Raw genomic sequence first — 18,122 nt, forward strand, 5'->3', positions numbered from 1 at the left:
ACGTGTTCAGTGGCGGGGCAGTGCCTCGGCCACGGCGGTCTGGGAGGGGGTGATGGTGGTCCGTCCGTCCTCGATGTCCCACAGTGTGTTCTGCAACAGCCGGGCCAGGGTCCAGCCGGCCGCGCGCCGGCGGTCCAGCCCGAGCGCCTCGGTCAAGAGGTCGAAGCGGCGCCGTACCGCCCGGGGAGTGTCCCCGGCCGCCTGGAGTCTCTCCCAGCCGGTGTCCAGCGCCGGCCACAGGTCGAAGCCCGGGTCCCCGACGAGGGGTTCGGGGTCGATGGCCAGCCACGGCTCGCGCTCGGCGGCGAGCACGTTGTCGTAGTGCAGGTCCCAGTGCAGCATCCGGTCGCCGGGCTCGCCGGCCAACTCAGCGGCTGCCGCTGCCCAGTTGCGCAGCCGCCGCTGATCCTCGTGCTCCGTCAGAGCCGCGACCGCCGCGGGAACGGACGCCAGCATCTCCCGTACGACATCACCGAGGCCCCGCAGGCCCTCGGGCGCCGGGGCGGAGTGCAGCCGGGCCATCAGCCCGGCCAGGGTGCTCATCGCCGCGTCGTCGTCCTCGACGGAAGCCAGGGTACGTGCGCCATTCAGGCGTTCCAGCAGCACGGCGCCGCTCTCCGGATCGTGGCCGAGCAGCCGCACGATGCCGTCACCGTTCCACGCCCGCAGCCCGATCAGCGCGGCGGTCGTCTCCTCACGCGGCATCTGAAGCTTGAGCGCGGCGCGGGTCCCGTCCGCACAACACACCGGCACCACCAACGAAGCCTCCCCGGACGCGATACCACCGTCGCGCTTCAGCTCCCACCGACCAAGCAGATCCGCCACCACCACAGGCAGCCGACCGATCCAGGCGCACTCTTCTTCACCACCATTCCTCGTGTACGACGCGATCAGGGCGTCAGGCACTTCAATAGCCTGCGACGAACTCATGGGGCTGCCTTCCGGGGGAGCGGGATACGCGCCGGCTCTTCGCAGCGCCAGGGGACGGCCCGGCGAGCACCGCCGCCGGACCCCAACGACAACAACCGGCCGCGATGCCCTCTCACATAGTCAGCGTCACCGGGTCATATCCGCTGCACATACTGAGCCCGCCACTCCGGCGACGGGTCCGAACCCGGCTCCGTCCAGTACTCCCGACCGCCAACGATCTTCCCGTCCCGGACCGTCCAGAACGAGGCCACCCGGTGGACCCCCATCGTCCCGTGAGGGACCTCCACCTCGGACACCACCACGTCGCCGTCCACCACGACTCGCAGAACGTTGATCGACCACCCCTCCGGATACTCCGCATTGATGCTCACGAAGTTGTCGCGGCCCACGATCCGCTCGCCGCTGACCGGCCACTCCACCACCAGGTCAGCGGCCAGCAACTCGCCGAGCCCTTCCCAGTCCCGGGCCTGCATAAGATCCCAAAACCTCTGCACGGTCTTCGAAGGTTCCATAAGGGCATCCTGGCAGGTCCCACTGACAGTTCGCCGAGGGCGGGGGCCGTGGCTTCCGTTCACCCTGCCGAATCAGCCGGTCCCGCCGTTGTCCTCGTACCACCGTTCGGTCTCGCGGCGCAGCGCGTCCGCGGGCATGTTCGCGGCGCGGGCCAGGGCGCGTTCAACGTCGTCGGGGCGGGGCCGGAGTTGGCGTGTGGCGGGGTGGACGTCGTACGCGGAACCGGTCACGGGCAGGATGTCGTTGATGGGCAGCACCGTCGTGTGGCGGTGAGCGAGAACGCGTTCGTACACGGCGATGTAGCGGTCCTGCCGATAGGTGTGTCCGTCGGGTCCGTGTGACGTAAGCCCATAGTGCGTGGCGAGGTGGTGGATCTCCTGCCATAAATGAGTGACCACCGCGGGAGCCGCGTTGGCGCGCTCGTATACGTGTCTCGGCCGGCCGGTGTCGCGGGCACGGAGGTTCTCGATGACAGCGCGAACGCTGTCGGACGGCGCGGGGATGTAGAAGGTGCTGTGCGGGGCGCACAGCAAGGGCTCGGTGGCGTCGTCACGGGTGCGGACGAGTTCCGTCATACGGTTGCCGATCAAAGGGGCCTCGCATACGAGCAGATGCTCCGTGGAGCGGTGCTCGCGGTCCCACCGCGCGACGGCCTCGCGTGCCCACAGGCCGACCGCCTTGCGGATCACGGGATGGGTGACACCATCGATCTCCGGATAGCCGGTCGCGGCACTCGCGCCGTCGAATGCTCCACGGACGAGGTCCCATTGCAGCAGGTGGACCGTACGCCCTCGCCCGGCCGCGATCGCCGTGAAGTTCTGGACCATCAGTGTTTTGCCCGTCGCGGGGATACCGACGAAGAACGCGCACCGCAGTCTGTCGGCATCACCAGTGAATCGCCGCACCGGCAGCGAACCGGACGTAGGAGTGTGGTATGTCACGAATGTCACCCTTCGCAGCCTTCGTCGCGCCGTGACGAACCGGTCTGAGGTGCCGTCCCGATCTGCCTCTGACGCGACCGGAGTCAGCACCTGCCATCCGGGAACCGGGGTCACCATCACAGCAGGAATTCCATCGCAGAAGGGCGGTTTCGCACGATTCGGTGGCGAGTCGCGGCTGAGTAGAACCTTGCTTCATGCCGCGGTTGCCCACGGCGTCTTCGGCGGCGGTTCTGATACGGAAGAGCTGGCCGGCGGCGACGTTCAGGTCGGTTGGACACGAGGGGCGGTTCTCTATGGCGGTAGCGGAGGGATTTGAACCCGCTTGCGTGACCCGTCTCACCTGCGGTTTTTCCCGAGAGTGGGACATACCCCCCTGTTTCTGTCCCGCTGGGCCCTCTTCGATCGGCCTCTGACGGTTCCCGTGCGGAACGTTCCGCACTGTGAGGAGGGGTTCGGCCGGTGGTGTCCGCTCGCGTTCTTGGTGGTCGCCCCGGGGTGTGTGGTGGCTGATGGTTCCGTGCTTTTCATCCGCTGGAGATTGCTCGGGACGGTCTTTGAGGGGCGTGAATCCATCGCGTCGAGTGGTCACAGTGCGTAATGCAGAGGCGTCCTCCCGCGGTGTGTGGCTGAGGGCACTCGGGACTGTGATCGGCGTGCGGTCGTCGGGCTAGAGGAAGTCGTCCGGAATGCCGCCCACCGTGTAGCTGTCGAACACGTCGAGGAGGTCCTCGTCCGCGCCTAGCCACACCTCCGGTGGCATGCGGCAGGCCAGGGCGGTCAGTCGGAGCAGGGCGGTCAGCCCCGGCAGGCGGTTGACCTGGTCGGTCGGCAGTGGCACCGCCTCGGGTTGCTCGGTGGCGAGTATCCGCAGGCAGTCCTGCCGGGCACGGGCCTCGTCGGTGACCGGCCGGTCGTCCGAGACGTGCCAGAGGCGCGTCGTCGGCACCGGTCGGCACGCGGCGACGAGACGCCGCCGCAGTGCTGGGTCCGCGCCCTGCCACGAGGCGGGAAGGGGCTGGCCGGCCAGGGCCGAGGCGGCCTTCTCCTCTGCCTCGGACAGGCGGTCGGCGGGGACGCCGAGTGCGGTCAGCCCGTACGGGGTGTCGGTGTGCCAGTCCAGCAGCCAGGCGGCCCGTGGGCGGTCTGTCACAGGCACATCTCATCCCACCCTTTGAGGTAGCGTTTTTGGTGGTTTGTGGCCGTAGCGTAACCCTTGCTCCCTGACCCGGCCGGGCCGGTCGAGACCATGAAATCGCCCACGCCCTTGTAGTAGTAGCAGGTGCCACGCGGCGCCCAGTTGGCCACCTCTCGGGCTTTGTACACGCCCCCTCCGGCCTTGTAGCCGGAGGCCATCTTTTCCCAGCCGTACCAGCGCGACGTCGGCGTGCACGTTGATGCGGCCTTTGACCGTGTGCGAGGGGTGGGGGTTGTCCACCGAGAAGGTGCAGCACAGCTTGCTGGAGCTACAGTCGCCGCCGAGGTCGGTGCAGTTGTTGCTGTCTCCGGAGCAGTATTCGTAGGGATTGGCATTGCCGCCGTAGACGGGGTCGACAGACAAGAACCGGCCGATCGACGGGTCGTACTGGCGGACGCCCATGAGGATGGCGCCGGACGGTGTGTCCGATTCCCGCATGTGGGCGGTCGGCCAGTTGTAGCGGGCCGAGGCCGTGCCCTCGCGCACGTTGCGGTACTCGTCCGTGTCGGCCACCGCCAGTGGCTGGGCAGGGTCGAGCGGTAGTGCGACGCCCGCGTCGCCGTGCAGGTCGGTGAGCTGGAGCACGGTGCCGCCTGAGGTTCCGGTGACGGCAGCCAGGTTGCCCGACAGGCTGGTGACGTTACGGCTGCGCAGGTTCGCGGCCACGTCCTCCACCGTCCAGGACGGGGAGTCCGTTCCGTTGCGGTAGTGGTTCACAGAGCTCACCGAGGCAGTGACCGCGCCCTGCCCGTCGAGGGTCTCGGCGGTTGAGGAGGCCAGGCGGCCCTGGGCATCGAGGCTCCACGTCTTGCGGCGGTCTCCGCACGTTTGCCGGCGCACCAAGTCGTTGGCGTAGTAACCGAAGGTGGTGCCCGGCTTGGTGAGTGTGCGCCCGAACGCGTCGTACGTGATGCCGGTGCCGGTCAGGCTGTCGGCTGTGTCGTACGTGTAGTCCGTGGTTGTGGACACTGGCGTCCCGTCTTGGTCTCGGGCGGAAACCAGGCGGGTGCGGTTGGAGTTGGCGTCGAAGCTGTACGCGCGGTGTTGCGATCCGTACGTGCCGGATTCGTCGACGTCGGTGAGGCGGCCGGTGCGGTCGTAGCGGAAGTCCTGGCTGTAGCCCGCACCCGCGCTGCGGGTGCTGGAACTCGCCTGACCGTGGACCGTAGGGACGGCCGCGTCGCTGAGAAGCGCGATGCCGTCCGTGTCGCGGGTGTAGAAGCGCGAGGTGGTGAACCCGGTCTCGTCGGAGACGGTACTGAGCGTGTAGCCGCCCGGCAGGGTCTCGCCCTCGACGTTGCCGGACGCGTCGTACGTTGCACCGAAGGTGCCCGCCACAGAGTCCGTCATTGAGGTGGGCAGACCGCGAAGGACGCGCCCCGCGGGGGCGCGGCAGCCCCTGCCGTCGCGCAGGGCGCGACGGCCCGCGAGCCGATCGTCCCTCACGGCCCGCGCCCGTGGTGCGGACCGCTTCCAACACAAGGTCCGCCTCCCCGCCGGACCACAAAATCGCACCAGAAAAGACCAGTTCAGTGACTATCAAGATCACACACACGCGCCGAGAAGGCACCCTGATCGAGGGCACCAGCCAGGGCGAAGGATCAGCCGAGATCCTGCGGCTCCGCGAGTACGGCCGCACCCAGCGCCAGCCCCTTCGGTGGAGCAGGAACCTTCGGCTGCTGGTACCTCCCGCACAGCCGCGACCACGCCACCCACACCCCCTCGCTCGAACTCCTCGCGCAGCGACTCCGAGACGCGGGCTTCGAGACCACCCTGACAATCGACAACGCCGACCGCCGTACGTTCACCGAGGCCGAGTAGGACCGGGAAGAGAAGGCCGAAAGCCGGGCGGAGAGGTTCAGCGGATACGCCAACAACGCCGCCCGGAACTCCGAGGCCGCGTCGAAGTCGAGCCACGAGATATCCGAGCGGTTCGCCGGCGGTCAGCCGATCCTCATCGGTCACCACTCCGAGGGCCGCGCCCGCCGCGATCGCGCGCGGATGGACAACGCGATGCGCAAGAGCATCAGCGAGCACGACCGCGCCCAGCACTGGGCCGGCCGGGAGCAGGCCGCCGCCAACTACGAGCGGTTCCGCAAGGACCCCGGCCGCACGCTCCGCCGCCTCGACAAGCTGCGTGCCGACCTTCGCGCGGTCGAGAAGTGGCAGCGCGGCCAGTCCGCCAAGGGGTACTCCCGGAGCACGGCAGACCCGGAGCTGGAGACAGAGCACCAGGAGCTGACCGAGGAGATCGCCCACTGGGAGACGGTCATCAAGGACGCCGAGGCCGAAGCCTTCAAGGTCTGGTCGAAGGCCGACTTCAAGCCCGGCGACTTCGTGCTTCACCGGGGCACCTGGTACGAGGTCCTGCGCGTTAGCCCGAAGTCGGTGACCATCCCGCACATCCACAACGGCGTCGGTCGGGCCATCGCCCGTTCGACGGACAACCGGCACGATGGCTGGACGTGGACGGTCCCGTACGACGACGTCACCGGGCGGATGAGCGCCGAGGAGATACGCCAGAAGTCGCCGACCGCCACCGCGTAGCGCATCTTGCCCGCCCCCTACGTTCGGTCGGCCCGATGACCACCGGAACAGGTGCCGGCCGGCGGCCCGGATGCCCGCAGCCGGTTGACCTCATGCGCGGTTGAGGTTCTACGTTCGTTCTCACCGGCCAAGACCCGAGATGGTGAGGGCAGAACGATGGAGTACTCGCACAGCGACACCGAGTTGATCAATCAGCCGATCGGTTACTGGAGCTGGGCCGCCCACAAAGCGGTCGTCACGAATATCCGCGCAGGGCTGGCATCGTTAGATGTCACCCAGCCCCACTGGTGGATCCTGAACCAGGTGGCCACCGGCGAGAACGGCCGTACCCGCGAAGAAGTGATGGCAGTCCTACAGGGCTACTTGGATGTGGGAACCGCGCTCTTGAAAGACATCGACGCCCTCCTCGACCGGCACTTGCTCACGCTCGACAACGAGAACCGCCTCCAGCTGACCGCCGGGGGAGCCGACGTCTATCGCCAGTGCGTCGAGCGCCAGACGGCCATGCGGAAGCAGGTCCACGACGGCATTACGGATGACGAGTACCTGATCACCCTCAAGGTGCTGCAACGGATGATCCACAACGTCGGAGGCGAGGCATGGCACCACTAGGCTCCACCCGACGGCCTTAGGAGGCGGCGGCGCGTGCACCCTCGCTGACGCTGGCCGTCCCACCGAGGCGTCGCGACGAGGATCAGCCCATGCGCACCAGCAGCAACACCAGGATCCGTCTGATCGAGCCCACCGACGCCGCCCCGATCGCCGCGCACCGGGCACGGGACGTCGACGCCTTCCGGGCGTGGGAACCGGCCCAGCCGGCCGACTTCTTCACCCCGGAAGGCCAAGAGGAACGGATCGACGGCCTGCTGGCCGGATACTGGGCCGGCACGCTCTGGCCCGGCGTGGTGCTCGCCGCCGACGACCAGGTGATCGGACAGATCACCGTCGGCGGCATCCTGCCGCAACCGCACCTGCGCCGCGGCTCCGTCGGATACTGGATCGCCACCGTCGCCCAGAACCAAGGACACGCCGGGCGCGCCGTTGGGCTCGTACTGAGGGTGATGACGGACGAACTCGGACTGCACCGCGCCGAGGCGTCCACCAACCTGGAGAATCTGCCGTCGCAGCGGGTACTGCGCCGCAACGGATTCAGCCCGTACGGCGTCGCCCACTCCTCGATCCTTCTCGACGGGAGCTGGCGGGACGGGCTGCTGTGGGAGCGGATCCTCGGCGACTAGCGATCCGTCCGCACGAAGTAGCGGTGACCGAGCCTGAATCAACCGTGCTGAGGCGATGGGCGACCCGCCACTCTCGATAAAGGTGGTTTAATTCTCTCGTCGTCCTCGGAGCGGGCAACCTCCGGACGGCGCGGTAGTACGTACGCACCACAGACAAGACGACGGCCAGCGCACAAGGGCAACAAGGCGCTGGCCGTCAGTGTCTCTCTCACCAGAAAGACCCCGCCATGCTATGCGACCACCACCCCGACGCTCCCCGGCCGGGCGACCTCGCCCGCCTCAGGCCCGGTAACAGCATCGGCGCCGACACCTTCGTGATCGTCGAGGACTTCCCGCCAAGCGGGGCGAGCGGGCCGAACGGTGGGCACGTCGTGCTCAACCGACCCGACGGACGCCGTGGCCACGAGGACTGGGCCGCCGCCGTCACCGTGGACCAGATCTCCGCCCTCACCCGTATCGAACCGGACGGCAGCCGTACGTGGGGGCCGGCCCCGCACCCCGAGGACATCCGATGACCGTGCCGAGCGGTCACGACCCCGACCACGAACAGGAGGCGACCGTGTCCCGCAAGACCGGCCGCACGCTCTACTCACGCGCGGACCTGCGCAAGGTCCACGGCATCAGCGAGTCCACGCTTCAGAACCTCTGGACCGGTCGGGAGACCAACGGGCACCCGGCCGTTGCCGAGACCATCGACGGCGTCATGCACTGGGACGGCGATGAGTGGGCGACATGGCATCACGAGTTCCAGCGTCAGCGTGCTGCCGCCAGCACCACGAACGCCCCGAATCTCGACGGCGACCCCGACGACCTGGTGGGCCCGGCAGAGGCGGCGAAGGTGTGCGGGTTCGCCGACTCCGCCACCGTCTCCCACTACGTCAAGAACCCGCCCGAGGGATGGCCGGAGCCGGACGACTGGGACGTGCTTCCGACCCGGCGCCGCCCGAAGTGGAAGCGATGGCGGCTGTGGCAGTACCTCGCGGAACGGAAGGGGCGTGGACATGCCGGCGGGCGCCCCAAGGGCCGTCGCGGGCTGGCCTACCCGTACCAAGGGGATGAGCGGCTGATCCTTGCCCGACAGGCCCTCGCGGCGAACCCCGGCGCGAAGAACGCCGAACTGATCCCCCAGCTCCAGGAGCAGACGGAGAAGACCTACTCCCGCACCGTCTGGAACCTGATCCTCAAGTCCGCCCGCGATCACACCGAGGACGCGTAACCGTGCCTGAACTCCGCTGTCCGCGCTGCGGCGGCCCGCTCGGTGAACGGCCCGCGCGTTCCCGGATGACGACCGGCCGTGACATACAGATCTGCACGACCTGCGGAACAGATGAGGCCGCCATAGGGGCGGCGGGTCGGCCACCCATCCCGTTCGGCGAATGGCCGCTCATCCGATAGGGGTCAGCTGCCAACCTGCTCCTGGGGTGGACCCCAAAACCTTGAGGTCCACCCCAGGATGCTCAGACCGCTTAATACCTGATGGGGGCGGGAAAACCGCCCCCATCAGAACAGCAGAATCGTCAGCGCGCCGAGTACGAGCGTCATCGATCCCACGAAGGTGCCAGCTCCCCAGCTCAGGGCCTGGAGTCCACCCCCACCTGTGATGTACGCGAGAAGCGCCGCAGTTAACGACGCGGTGAGCGACAGAAAACCCCCGCTCACCATGAGTAGCACTCTCGTGCGAAAGTCCCGGTGCATGAATCCGTCCTCTACAGGGCTGCCGCCCTGACGAGGGCTAGGCAGCTAGGGTCATGGTCATTTTGTGAGGCCATGACCGGACGTTCGGTGCACCAGGAACGATTGGTGCAGCGAGCCGGAGAACACCGCACGGCGACGTCTCGTTCGCTGGGACACCCGCGGCGAAGCGGTACGTCGGAGCCCCAAGAGCTGCCAGAGCAGCATTTCTGACGGCCTGAACCCGTTTCGTGATCTCCGAGAGTGCCGCTTGGGCAAGGAGGAGCGGGTCGTCGTCAGACCAGGAACGTTCCTGGCTGTAGCGCATGACGTAGTCGGTGGTGCCGTCCTTGGCGATGTACTCCAGGACGTCTGTCGTGTGCCGGGCCCAAGACCACCCAGGCCGAGCTGGTGAACTGGGGCGGGCCTCCGGGTCGAAGACGATGCACGGGAGCCTGGTGTCCCGCTCAGCGGTGGCAAGTAGGCGACCACGAAGACACAGAATCCGAACTGCAGCTTCGCTGATCTCTTTGCCCAGCGAACGTAGTTCTGCGAGGGCGCGATCGGCAGTCAGAAGTCTCGAAAGCTCACTGTGGCGAGTCTGCTCCCCGTTGAAGAAGCCGGGGTTGAGGGACATCTCGACTGTATCGACGTGCAAGGCCGCTGAAACTGCGACTGTTTCGAGGAAGAGCAGGCGGACAAGCCGGGGCTGTAGCCGTGGCTCGGTGCTCCCCATATCCATGACCGAAGGTTACAGCGCGCCGGATCGGTGAGCTCACCTTTCCGTCGAAACGGAGGTAACAGTCTCCAAGGCGCCGATGCTCTCAGTTGTGGACGTTGGCAACCTCGTAAGCACGGTTGTGTAGGAAGTCCTTGCTGCTCAGCGTGACCGGTCTGAATTGGTAGGACCAAGGTATCGTCACTTCGTGACGATACAATCAGCCAAGATGACCGAATTTGGTTGAGTCTGTGTGGGGGTGGGTGAGCCGATGGGGTGGGTGACCATGATCGGCCCGTCCGATGAGCAGGTTGAGTACCGCCTGACCGGCAGTCACGGCTGCGGGAAGTCCACCACGGTCGACGCGGCTCCCCTCGTCGCCGCCGTCGAGGCCAAGGCCGAAGCAGCCGGTACCCCCGTCGCCTCCTTGCTCGCCAACCGCGAGGCCAAGCGCGCCTTCTTCCGTGCCCGCGGGCTCATCCGCACCAAGGGTGCCGCGCGGTTCACCGGGTTCGACGCCGTCGAAGTCGCCGCCGCAGCCGGGCTCGACGCACGCGACCTGTACGGCGAACAGGCCCTTCCCCGACCCGCCGCCGATGAGCAAGTGGACTACCACTTGGACGCCAGCGAACGCCCCTTGGTGTGGATCGGCAACGGTCTCAGTGAGTTCGGCATCACCCCCGGCAGCGTCCTCGCCCCGGAGCACTTCCAGGCCGCTCGCCGCCTTATGCACGGTGAGGACCCCCGGACCGGGCAGACCCTCGTAGAGCCCAAGCTCGCCATCGCGCCGGCCGCGAAGCTCCCCGCCGCGCCGCTGGCCCGTGCCATCCGCCGCGCCGCCGCCGAGCGCAGCGTGGACCCCGTAACCCTGCTGGACTCCAAGCGGAAGCAGGACGCCTTTCGCAGGATGGAGAGCCAGCTCAAGCGGTTCGGGGAGTCGCACCGCGTCCCGGCCTCCACCCTGCTCAAGCTCGCCGACGCGGTCGGCATCGACGCGGTTGGCCTGTACGGCGAAGACGCGTTGGAGAGGGCCGTGGCCGCCGAGGCGGGGGGCCGCCTCGACGCCCGCGCACTCCTGCGCGCTGTCGAGGCCCGCGCCACCGAGACCGGGCGGCAGCCCGGGGACCTGTTCACCTCCGCGTCCGCGAAGCGCCGTTATGGCCAGACCGCGGGCGAGGGCGAACGCCGCCTCCGGGACCTGCCCATGGACGTACGCGAAGCCGTCGCCATGGCCAAGGGGGCAGGGCTCGCGCCGGAGGACGTGTGGGACGCCGAGGAGATCAAGGCGGCCCTCCTCGAAGGGCGCGTGCAGGTCGGCAACTTCGGGGCCGACGTCACCTTGGACCTTGCGAAGTCGAAGTCCGCGTTCCTCGCTTACGCGCCCGAGGAGATCGCCGCCCAGGTGGAGGGCATCTATACCGCCGCCGGCCGCGAGTCCATCAGCGCCCTGGAGCGGTGGACGGCGTACGGCATGCGCGGTCGCCACGGCGACGGCGACGAGGCGAAGACCGTGAGGACGAGCGGGTTCTCCGGCTGGATGATGGTGCACCGCGCGGCTCGGCCCGTGGACGGTGCCCCGTACGGCGACCCGCATTTCCACCTGCACTTCACTCTCGCCAACATGGTCAAAGGCGCTGACGGTAAGTGGTCCACGATGGCCGGCGGGGGCCGCGACCTCCACCGGCACACCCGCGCCACCCAGTCCCTCATGAACGCCCGCATCCGCAGGGAGCTGACCGACCAGTTCGGCATCAGCTTCCGGCGCGAAGTGCGAACCGGCGCATGGGAGATCGCGGCGATCCCCGAGGCGACGATCCGCCTGTTCAGTAAGCGCGACAGCCAGGTCCGTGACCTGCTGACCAAGCTGGGCATCGACTACGACAGCGCCACGACCCGCGAGCGCACCGCCGCCTCCACCGCGTCCAAGGCAGCGAAGAACGGCGAAGCCGCCGGAGTCGCGGACGACGTACTGCGCGGATACTGGCAGGCCGAAGGCCGCGCCGCCGGTGACGACCCCGACGCCATCGCGGCCGGCGCGATGCAGCAGGACCGAGCGGACCAGAACCCCTCCCTGGACGAGCTGTGCGCCCAGGTCTTCGACCCGAAGACCGGTCTGACCAGCCACTCCAAGGACTTCACCCACGCCGCCGCGATCGCTGCCGTGCTGGACGCTCTCCCGTACGGAGTCGCCAACGCCGAGGAAGCCGAACAGCTCACCAACTCGGTCCTCCGCCACGCCGGATACGCGGTCCAACTGAACCCCAAGGGAGCGCAGCACTTCACGCACGCCGACCGGTACACGACGGCGGACATCGTGGCGGCGGAGACGCTCATCGTCTCCGAGGCCACGAGCCGTCTCGACACACAGGCCGCCGTCGTCAGCCGCGACACGCTCGCCATGACTCTGTCCACCGTCGAAGCCCAGCACGGCGGCACCTTCACGTTCTCCTCCGAACAACGCGCCGTCCTCGAACGGCTACTCACGGCCGGGCACGGAATCGACGCCGTGGTGGGCATCGCCGGAGCAGGCAAGACCACGATCATGGCTACCGCCCGGCAGGCGTGGGAGGCCCACGGGTTCGTCGTCGCCGGAGCGAGCACGGCCGCCGTCGCCACCGCGAACCTCAAGGCCGAGGCCGGCATCGAGTCCCGTACCCTCGCGTCCTGGCTCACCGGCATCCGCAACGGCGGCGTCGGCCTCAAGGGCATTGACGTGCTGGTCGTGGACGAGGCCGCGATGTGCGACGACCGCGACATCGCCGAACTCCTCACCCACGCCGCGACGACCGGCACGAAAGTCGTCGGTATCGGTGACCCGAAGCAGCTGCACTCGCCCGGCATCGGCGGCAGCTTCGCCGCCGTCCACCACATCGTCGGCGGCCTTACCCTCAGCCAGAACTTCCGGCAGAAGGACGCGGTCGAGCGCCGGGCACTGGAGCTGTGGCGCGACGACCACCGCGTGGAAGCGCTCCGTACCTTCGCCGGCACCGGCCGCGTGCACGCCCTCGCGGACAAGGACGCCACACTCGCCGCGATGCTCACCGTCTGGGCCGACAAGCGCGCCGCGCACACCGACGACCACACCGCGGCGCGGCAGCTCCTCATGATGGCCGCCACTAACGAAATCGTGGAGGAACTGAACCTCGGCGCCCGGGCCCTGCGGAAGGTGAGCGGGGACCTCACCGGCCCGGAACACGTCTACGCCCTGCCCGGCGGCGGCGAACTGACGCTGTCCGTCGGCGACCAGGTTCTCCTTCGGGCCAACGACTACCGGGGCAAGCGAAGCCGTGGCGAGCATGAGGACGTGCTGAACGGCTACCGCGGAATCGTACGAGCCGTGGACGAGGAACGCCGGGTGCTGGTCGAGTGGCGCGAAAAGACTGCCGACGGCCACCGCGACGTCGCCGAATGGGTCGATGCCGACTACATCGCGCAGGGCGGACTCAGCCTCGGATACGCGATCACCGGCCACAAGTCCCAGGGCCTGAGCGTCCAGGAGGCCCTGGTCTACGGTCCCGGCGCGCAGGCGAACGCGCTCTACACGATGATGAGCCGTGACAAGAAGGAGTCCCACCTCTTCCTCCCGCTGTCCGTGTACGAGACGGACGCCGACCGCGCACGCGCTGGCGACGCGCTCACCGAGCAGGAACAACTCGACCGCGCTGTCGCGGGCCTCATCCGCGCGATCGAGAACGGCACCGAGGAACGCATGATCCTCACCGAACTCCCGAAGAGCGCCGTCCCCGCCCACGTCCGCCGGGCCGTAGCGAATCTTCCGACCCCGAGTGCCCCCGGCGGCTACGGCCCCTGTGACACGGACACCTCCGAAAAGGTTCCGGAGTACGAGGGCCAGCCCGCCCCGGCAGACACCGAGCGGCCCACTGAGATGGCCGCATCCTCGGAAACCGCGCCGACGGCCGATCGCCCGTACGCTCACCTCAACAACTCGGCTCTGCGTGACGCCGCACGCAAGGCTGCCACGGCTGCGCGCGCCACCACCACGGCGGCCGAGAAGGCCGAGGCCGCTGCCGATCGTGCCGAACAGCAAGCCTCCGCCGGGGCCGGTCCGAACACGCTTGCGCTCCACGACCGGCACCAGGCCGTGGCCGGCCGCGCCGAGGCAATCCGCGAAGTTCAAGCGCTGAACAGCACGATCATCGAACGCACTGCCCGACTGCACAGCGCACAGGCCCATCTCGAAGGACTCGAACGGCAGCTCGCCGCGACCGGCCGCTTCGGGCGCCAGGCGCTGCGAGGGGACGAGCGGGCCGCGGTCGAGGCAGAGCGTGAGGAACTGCTTCGTACGTGCGGGGAGACCGGACGGAAGTTGGAGCAGGGAAACGCACGGCTCCAGGAGGTTGCGCAGCAGGCCGGACCAATCGGTGAGCACGAAGCAGCGCTCACCGAAGCCGACTTGCAGGAGCGGGAGAAGGCCGCGCTCCTGCGAGGTGCCAAGGAGAAGGACTACCAGGCGTCCAAGCAGCTCCGAGCCGAGGCGACCAAGGCACGTAGCACTGCTCAAGGCAGCGTTTACCGAGCGACCAGCCTCCAGAAGGAGACGGCTCTGCGAGCCCAGAGTGCCCATCTGCGTGCTGATGCGGAAGAGGTCGCGACTCCGCAGCCCGAGTCTTCGTACGCCGACCACACGACGGTGGATCACACGCTGCTCAGTGCGTCACCGGACCCCGCTCAGGACGCACCGCCTGTCTAAGACCTGTCCCGTAAATGATCTTCAGTGGGTGTGGTTTGGTCCACCACGCGGCCTCGCGGGGCTTCCTGTTCGTGCGCTGCGCTGCTTCAGGCCCGTGAGGGAAAGTCAGGGTGGCCGGTGTAGGGCGAGGCAAGGTCACGCAGGTCGTGGCACGGCCAGGGGTCGCGGGCGTGACGGGCCAGTATGCACGGGGCACGGCTCGTACAGAAACGCCACCCGCTCGTACAAGGCGGCTCCCAGTTCTGCAGCAAGCGCAACCTGATGAGGAACGAGTTCGCGAGCCTGTCCTGCTTTGCGGTGATTGGCGCCGCTGATGCGGCCGATCATCTCCGTGAACTGGTCGCAGGAGGAGATCGGCCGGAACCGGACGGTGCGGGGGTGCCCGTGGAGGCATACAGGCTCCGGTGCTCTTGCAGGACCACGAGAGCCTAACGGGGGGGAAGCTCACTGAAAGGGTCATGCGAAACTTTTCACATGAGTCCCAACTGTGCGTCCCGTGTTGTTCCGCTGGCGGCACTAGTTACTGCAGGCATGCTAGCCCTGACCGGCTGCAGCAACGGTGGTACTTCCGGGGGTAACGGTCAAACGAACTATGTAGCCGGTGCCGGTGGAGTCTCGACGGTCCCCGAGGAGAAGCGACGGTCCCCTAGTGAAATCAAGGGCGTAACCCTACAGGGAGAGAAGATTGATGTCGCAGACCTGAAAGGGAAAGTCGTCGTGATGAATGTCTGGGGCTCATGGTGCCCACCCTGTCGTGCCGAGGCTCCTCGTTTCGTGAAGGTTGCCAAGGAGCTCAAGTCCGAGGGCGTCGAGTTTGTTGGGATCAACACCGGCAATGACAATCAACAGAAGGCCATTTCTTTTGAGAAAGATTACAATGTAGAGTATCCGAGCCTGTACGACCCGATCGGCAAGGTTATCTTGAGCGGTTTCCCTAAGGGAACCCTGAATCCGCAGGCTATTCCCTCCACTATCGTCCTTGATCGGGACGGGCGGATTGCAGCCCGTGCGCTGAGGGCGCTCGGCGAAGAGGATCTCCGTAAGATGATTGACCCGTTGATCGTGGAGAAGTAAATCTCGTGCAAACCATTGCCGCAGTCGCCGGCGAAAATGTGACAGTTCTCGGCGGCGCACTTCTCCTTGCGCTGCCCATCTGTGTATTTGCTGGCGGAAGCCCGGCGCGGCCGGATGGTGGCTGGTGCTTCTCTCGTTGTGGTTGGTTTTACCGCTGTTTTCGTCTCTGGCGGTGCACTGTTCGGGTTCTTTGGCTCCACACTCCAAGAACACCGGGAAATACTTACGAAGGCCCTTCGTGTGCTCACGATTTTGCTGGGCGTTTTCTACATGGGACTCATGCCTTGGATGACTCAGCGCGAATTTCGTATCCACAAGCGCGGCCCGTGTCCGGACTCGCGGGCGCCCCTTTGCTTGGGGCTTTGTTCGGGATCGGCGGGACGCTCTCCAATGCCTTGAAAGCCCCATGGTGATCATCGGTCCTTAGCACCGCGGTCCTCTGGCCTGTCAGTCACGCCGGGCAGAATGCGGCCTCGTGAGCCTCCACTTTGAAGTCGTCTTCACCTGCTTCCTCCGGGACAGCACCCCCGACACGGTGCTGGAAGCCCTGCGTTGGCACCTCGACATGGTCCCCGAGCGCCCGAGCGGGCTCAACGCGGACGAGCACACGTTCCCAGTGCTGGCACCGGACCCGGACGGCCGCTTGCCCGGAGGAGACTTCGCGTCTCTCCGGCGTCAGTCCCGAGGCTTCGCAGCCGGCCGGGAGCTCTACTCATGGGGACTGTTCAGCCGCAACTACTGGAAGGACGACGAGATGGGCGAGCTGGTCACGATCCTTGACCTGCTCGCGCCCTACGTCGAAGAGCCCGGTTACGGCGGATACTTCCGCGAGCAGTACGACTCTGAGCCGACCGTCTTCACCTTCGAGAACGGCACCTACGGGCCGTTGAAACTCTGACCGAGGCCAACTGCTGAGCGCCGAGGAGGACAGGCAATAGACTCAACAGGGACGGTCGCGGTGCCCCCAACTGTGCTGAGATTCGGAACCTTTTCTGCCGACGGTTCGGCAACGGGCGGCGCCACCGAGCCGGCCTCGCTCACCTCCGGGCTTGACGTAACGTCACCGCCCTCTCGTCATGGAACGGCGGCTCTCCACAATCCGTTAAATGGTGCTGAGTCCCAGCCGAAGCGTTGCTCCGCCTTGGGGCTCAGTGACTCAAGCCGTTTCGCCAGCGGGGGCATCTTTCTGCGCACGCCACGTAGTGGCATAGGTCCCCCTGGCACTGCCAAGGATGTCGTGAGCGCCTTTCTCACGGAATCCCCGCCGTCAGGAACAACGATGCGGTCAGCGGACCGGGTGGCGCCGAGGCGGTGGCTGAGGCACCTGGATGCGTTTGTCAGCGCCATCCTCGACCGCTTGGCGGGCGACCACTCCTGACGTGCAGCTTCGGCTGTCCGAGCCTCGCCTCCAGATGAAGAGGTGACGCTGCGTAATTCGATGCATCTAATATCCGGCTGACCTTGCGACGGCTTCCGCGATCTGGTTGCGCAGGTCGGCGGCCTCGCTGACTTTGGAGAACTCGGCCGCTTCGTCGTGGAGTTCGGTGAGGCGGTCCGCGACGCGTTTGGAGCTGATCGTGCCGAACAGGGTCAGCGCCATCTGGGTCTCCTGGTGGGCGCCACTGATCTCGCCGACGGCGAGGTGAGTGCGGGCAAGGCCGAGGTGATCGAACGCTTTGGACCGTACGCGGTGCTCGGGGCGCAGGCTGAGGGCGTGGCCAAGGAGGTTGAGGGACTTGTCCGCTCGGCGGTTCCGGTGGGGTTCTGGGCTCTTTCGCGCGGCGATCTGGTGGGCGATTCCGATGGTGGCGGAGAGTTCGGCGGCGTCGAAGAACGTCATGTGGGGTGGCTCGTCGTCGGGGTTGATCAGGGTGAAGAGTTCTTCGGCCTGCCCGGCGGCGCGTTCGCTGTCGTCGAGGTGTCCGAGGATGGCGTGGAAGCGGGCTTCGAGGGCGGCGAGCATGGACTTGGTGGCCGGTGAGATCTGCCGGTGCCCGCCGTACTGGGCGAGCGCGACGAGGTCGAGGGCGTCTTCGTAGTGTGCGAGGTGGGACATCTGGCGGGCCATGCACTGGAGGATGTGGGCGCCGACGGCTTTGTCCCCGCCTTCGGATGCCGCGTGCAGGGCGGTGATGAAGAGTTTCTGTGCGCTCTTGTGCATGCCTGCGTCGAAGGTCATCCAGCCGGCCACGCTGCCGAGGTCGGCGATGGCGGAGAACAGCTCGCGGCCGGTGGCTTCGGTGTACGAGCAGGAGTCGAGGGTGGCGGTCGCGTCGGCCATCTGCGCGATGACGGCTCTGCGGGAGAGCGCGCCGCCGTGGCGGTTGTCGGCGTCGCGGAACATTTCGGTGACGGCTCGGATCCCCTCCACTTCTTTCCTGCCGACGCGCCCGGACGGCGCGTGATCGACGGGGCGCCCGACCAATTCGGAAGGAGCGGCGGAAGGCCACCGGCGCAGGGGCTTGAGGAGGCGTTCCGCGCTGTGGACATGCGCGGCCTCAGGGCTGTCGCGTGTGTGAGGCAGCATGATCTCGATCGGGTGAGATGCGCGATGGCTTCAATGGTGCTGCTGGACTGCCAGGGC

Annotated in this window: 13 protein-coding genes and 2 pseudogenes; 9 read left to right on the forward strand and 6 right to left on the reverse strand. The window is 67.3% G+C overall.

Annotation, left to right across the window (positions count from 1 at the left end):
* Window positions 1–6: 6 nt before the first annotated feature.
* From DVK44_RS16525 to DVK44_RS16545, 5 genes are all read right to left on the reverse strand, one after another.
* Complete coding sequence (locus DVK44_RS16525; protein ID WP_114660365.1) at window positions 7–930, reverse strand: aminoglycoside phosphotransferase family protein; 924 nt, start codon at window positions 928–930, stop codon at window positions 7–9.
* Window positions 931–1,064: 134 nt separating this feature from the next.
* Window positions 1,065–1,442: a nuclear transport factor 2 family protein gene (locus tag DVK44_RS16530; RefSeq protein WP_114660366.1), complete on the reverse strand. Its 378-nt coding sequence runs from the start codon at window positions 1,440–1,442 to the stop codon at window positions 1,065–1,067.
* A 72-nt stretch (window positions 1,443–1,514) separates the two neighbouring features.
* A complete protein-coding gene (locus DVK44_RS16535; RefSeq protein WP_162793863.1) occupies window positions 1,515–2,393 on the reverse strand; it encodes a hypothetical protein in 879 nt (292 codons plus the stop codon).
* Window positions 2,394–3,051: 658 nt separating this feature from the next.
* A complete protein-coding gene (locus DVK44_RS16540) occupies window positions 3,052–3,534 on the reverse strand; it encodes a hypothetical protein (protein WP_228447186.1) in 483 nt (160 codons plus the stop codon).
* A gap of 9 nt (window positions 3,535–3,543) precedes the next feature.
* Complete coding sequence (locus tag DVK44_RS16545) at window positions 3,544–4,917, reverse strand: RHS repeat-associated core domain-containing protein (RefSeq protein ID WP_162793865.1); 1,374 nt, start codon at window positions 4,915–4,917, stop codon at window positions 3,544–3,546.
* 543 nt (window positions 4,918–5,460) lie between these two features.
* Between DVK44_RS16545 and DVK44_RS16550 the strand changes: the two are divergent.
* The 9 genes and pseudogenes from DVK44_RS16550 to DVK44_RS16595 all read left to right on the forward strand — a co-directional run.
* Window positions 5,461–6,126, forward strand: a pseudogene (locus DVK44_RS16550) (DUF3560 domain-containing protein); the annotation flags it as partial.
* A gap of 156 nt (window positions 6,127–6,282) precedes the next feature.
* Window positions 6,283–6,738: a MarR family transcriptional regulator gene (locus tag DVK44_RS16555; RefSeq protein WP_114660369.1), complete on the forward strand. Its 456-nt coding sequence runs from the start codon at window positions 6,283–6,285 to the stop codon at window positions 6,736–6,738.
* A gap of 89 nt (window positions 6,739–6,827) precedes the next feature.
* Window positions 6,828–7,364, forward strand: a complete 537-nt coding sequence (locus DVK44_RS16560; protein WP_114660370.1) for a GNAT family N-acetyltransferase — start codon at window positions 6,828–6,830, stop codon at window positions 7,362–7,364.
* 227 nt (window positions 7,365–7,591) lie between these two features.
* On the forward strand, window positions 7,592–7,879 hold the full coding sequence (locus tag DVK44_RS16565; RefSeq protein WP_114660371.1) for a DUF6211 family protein: 288 nt from the start codon (window positions 7,592–7,594) through the stop codon (window positions 7,877–7,879).
* A complete protein-coding gene (locus DVK44_RS16570) occupies window positions 7,876–8,580 on the forward strand; it encodes a hypothetical protein (protein ID WP_114660372.1) in 705 nt (234 codons plus the stop codon). The genes DVK44_RS16565 and DVK44_RS16570 overlap by 4 nt, the downstream gene beginning before the upstream one ends.
* 1,459 nt (window positions 8,581–10,039) lie before the next feature.
* Window positions 10,040–14,464, forward strand: a complete 4,425-nt coding sequence (gene mobF, locus DVK44_RS16580) for a MobF family relaxase (protein ID WP_228447187.1) — start codon at window positions 10,040–10,042, stop codon at window positions 14,462–14,464.
* A gap of 474 nt (window positions 14,465–14,938) precedes the next feature.
* Window positions 14,939–15,538 (forward strand): TlpA family protein disulfide reductase, encoded by a 600-nt coding sequence (locus tag DVK44_RS16585; RefSeq protein ID WP_114660374.1) that lies wholly within the window; start codon window positions 14,939–14,941, stop codon window positions 15,536–15,538.
* 38 nt (window positions 15,539–15,576) lie between these two features.
* Window positions 15,577–15,921, forward strand: a pseudogene (locus DVK44_RS37115) (cytochrome c biogenesis CcdA family protein); the annotation flags it as partial.
* Window positions 15,922–16,013: 92 nt separating this feature from the next.
* Window positions 16,014–16,436: a hypothetical protein gene (locus DVK44_RS16595; RefSeq protein WP_114660375.1), complete on the forward strand. Its 423-nt coding sequence runs from the start codon at window positions 16,014–16,016 to the stop codon at window positions 16,434–16,436.
* A 546-nt stretch (window positions 16,437–16,982) separates the two neighbouring features.
* Here the strand turns inward: DVK44_RS16595 and DVK44_RS16600 are convergent.
* Window positions 16,983–17,909 carry a transcriptional regulator gene (locus tag DVK44_RS16600; RefSeq protein WP_162793867.1) on the reverse strand — a complete coding sequence of 309 codons (927 nt, stop codon included), beginning with the start codon at window positions 17,907–17,909 and terminating at the stop codon, window positions 16,983–16,985.
* Window positions 17,910–18,122 lie beyond the last annotated feature (213 nt).

Origin of the sequence: Streptomyces paludis (genome assembly GCF_003344965.1) — a bacterium.
Lineage (GTDB): Bacteria > Actinomycetota > Actinomycetes > Streptomycetales > Streptomycetaceae > Streptomyces > Streptomyces paludis.

What these genes read in the sequence shown, in the direction of transcription:
- mobF (WP_228447187.1), top strand. Translation starts at nt 10,040, where the DNA reads ATGATCGGCCCGTCCGATGAGCAGGTTGAGTACCGCCTGACCGGCAGT.
- DVK44_RS16570 (WP_114660372.1), top strand. Translation starts at nt 7,876, where the DNA reads ATGACCGTGCCGAGCGGTCACGACCCCGACCACGAACAGGAGGCGACC.
- DVK44_RS16555 (WP_114660369.1), top strand. Translation starts at nt 6,283, where the DNA reads ATGGAGTACTCGCACAGCGACACCGAGTTGATCAATCAGCCGATCGGT.
- DVK44_RS16525 (WP_114660365.1), bottom strand. Translation starts at nt 930, where the DNA reads ATGAGTTCGTCGCAGGCTATTGAAGTGCCTGACGCCCTGATCGCGTCG.
- DVK44_RS16560 (WP_114660370.1), top strand. Translation starts at nt 6,828, where the DNA reads ATGCGCACCAGCAGCAACACCAGGATCCGTCTGATCGAGCCCACCGAC.
- DVK44_RS16565 (WP_114660371.1), top strand. Translation starts at nt 7,592, where the DNA reads ATGCTATGCGACCACCACCCCGACGCTCCCCGGCCGGGCGACCTCGCC.
- DVK44_RS16585 (WP_114660374.1), top strand. Translation starts at nt 14,939, where the DNA reads ATGAGTCCCAACTGTGCGTCCCGTGTTGTTCCGCTGGCGGCACTAGTT.
- DVK44_RS16530 (WP_114660366.1), bottom strand. Translation starts at nt 1,442, where the DNA reads ATGGAACCTTCGAAGACCGTGCAGAGGTTTTGGGATCTTATGCAGGCC.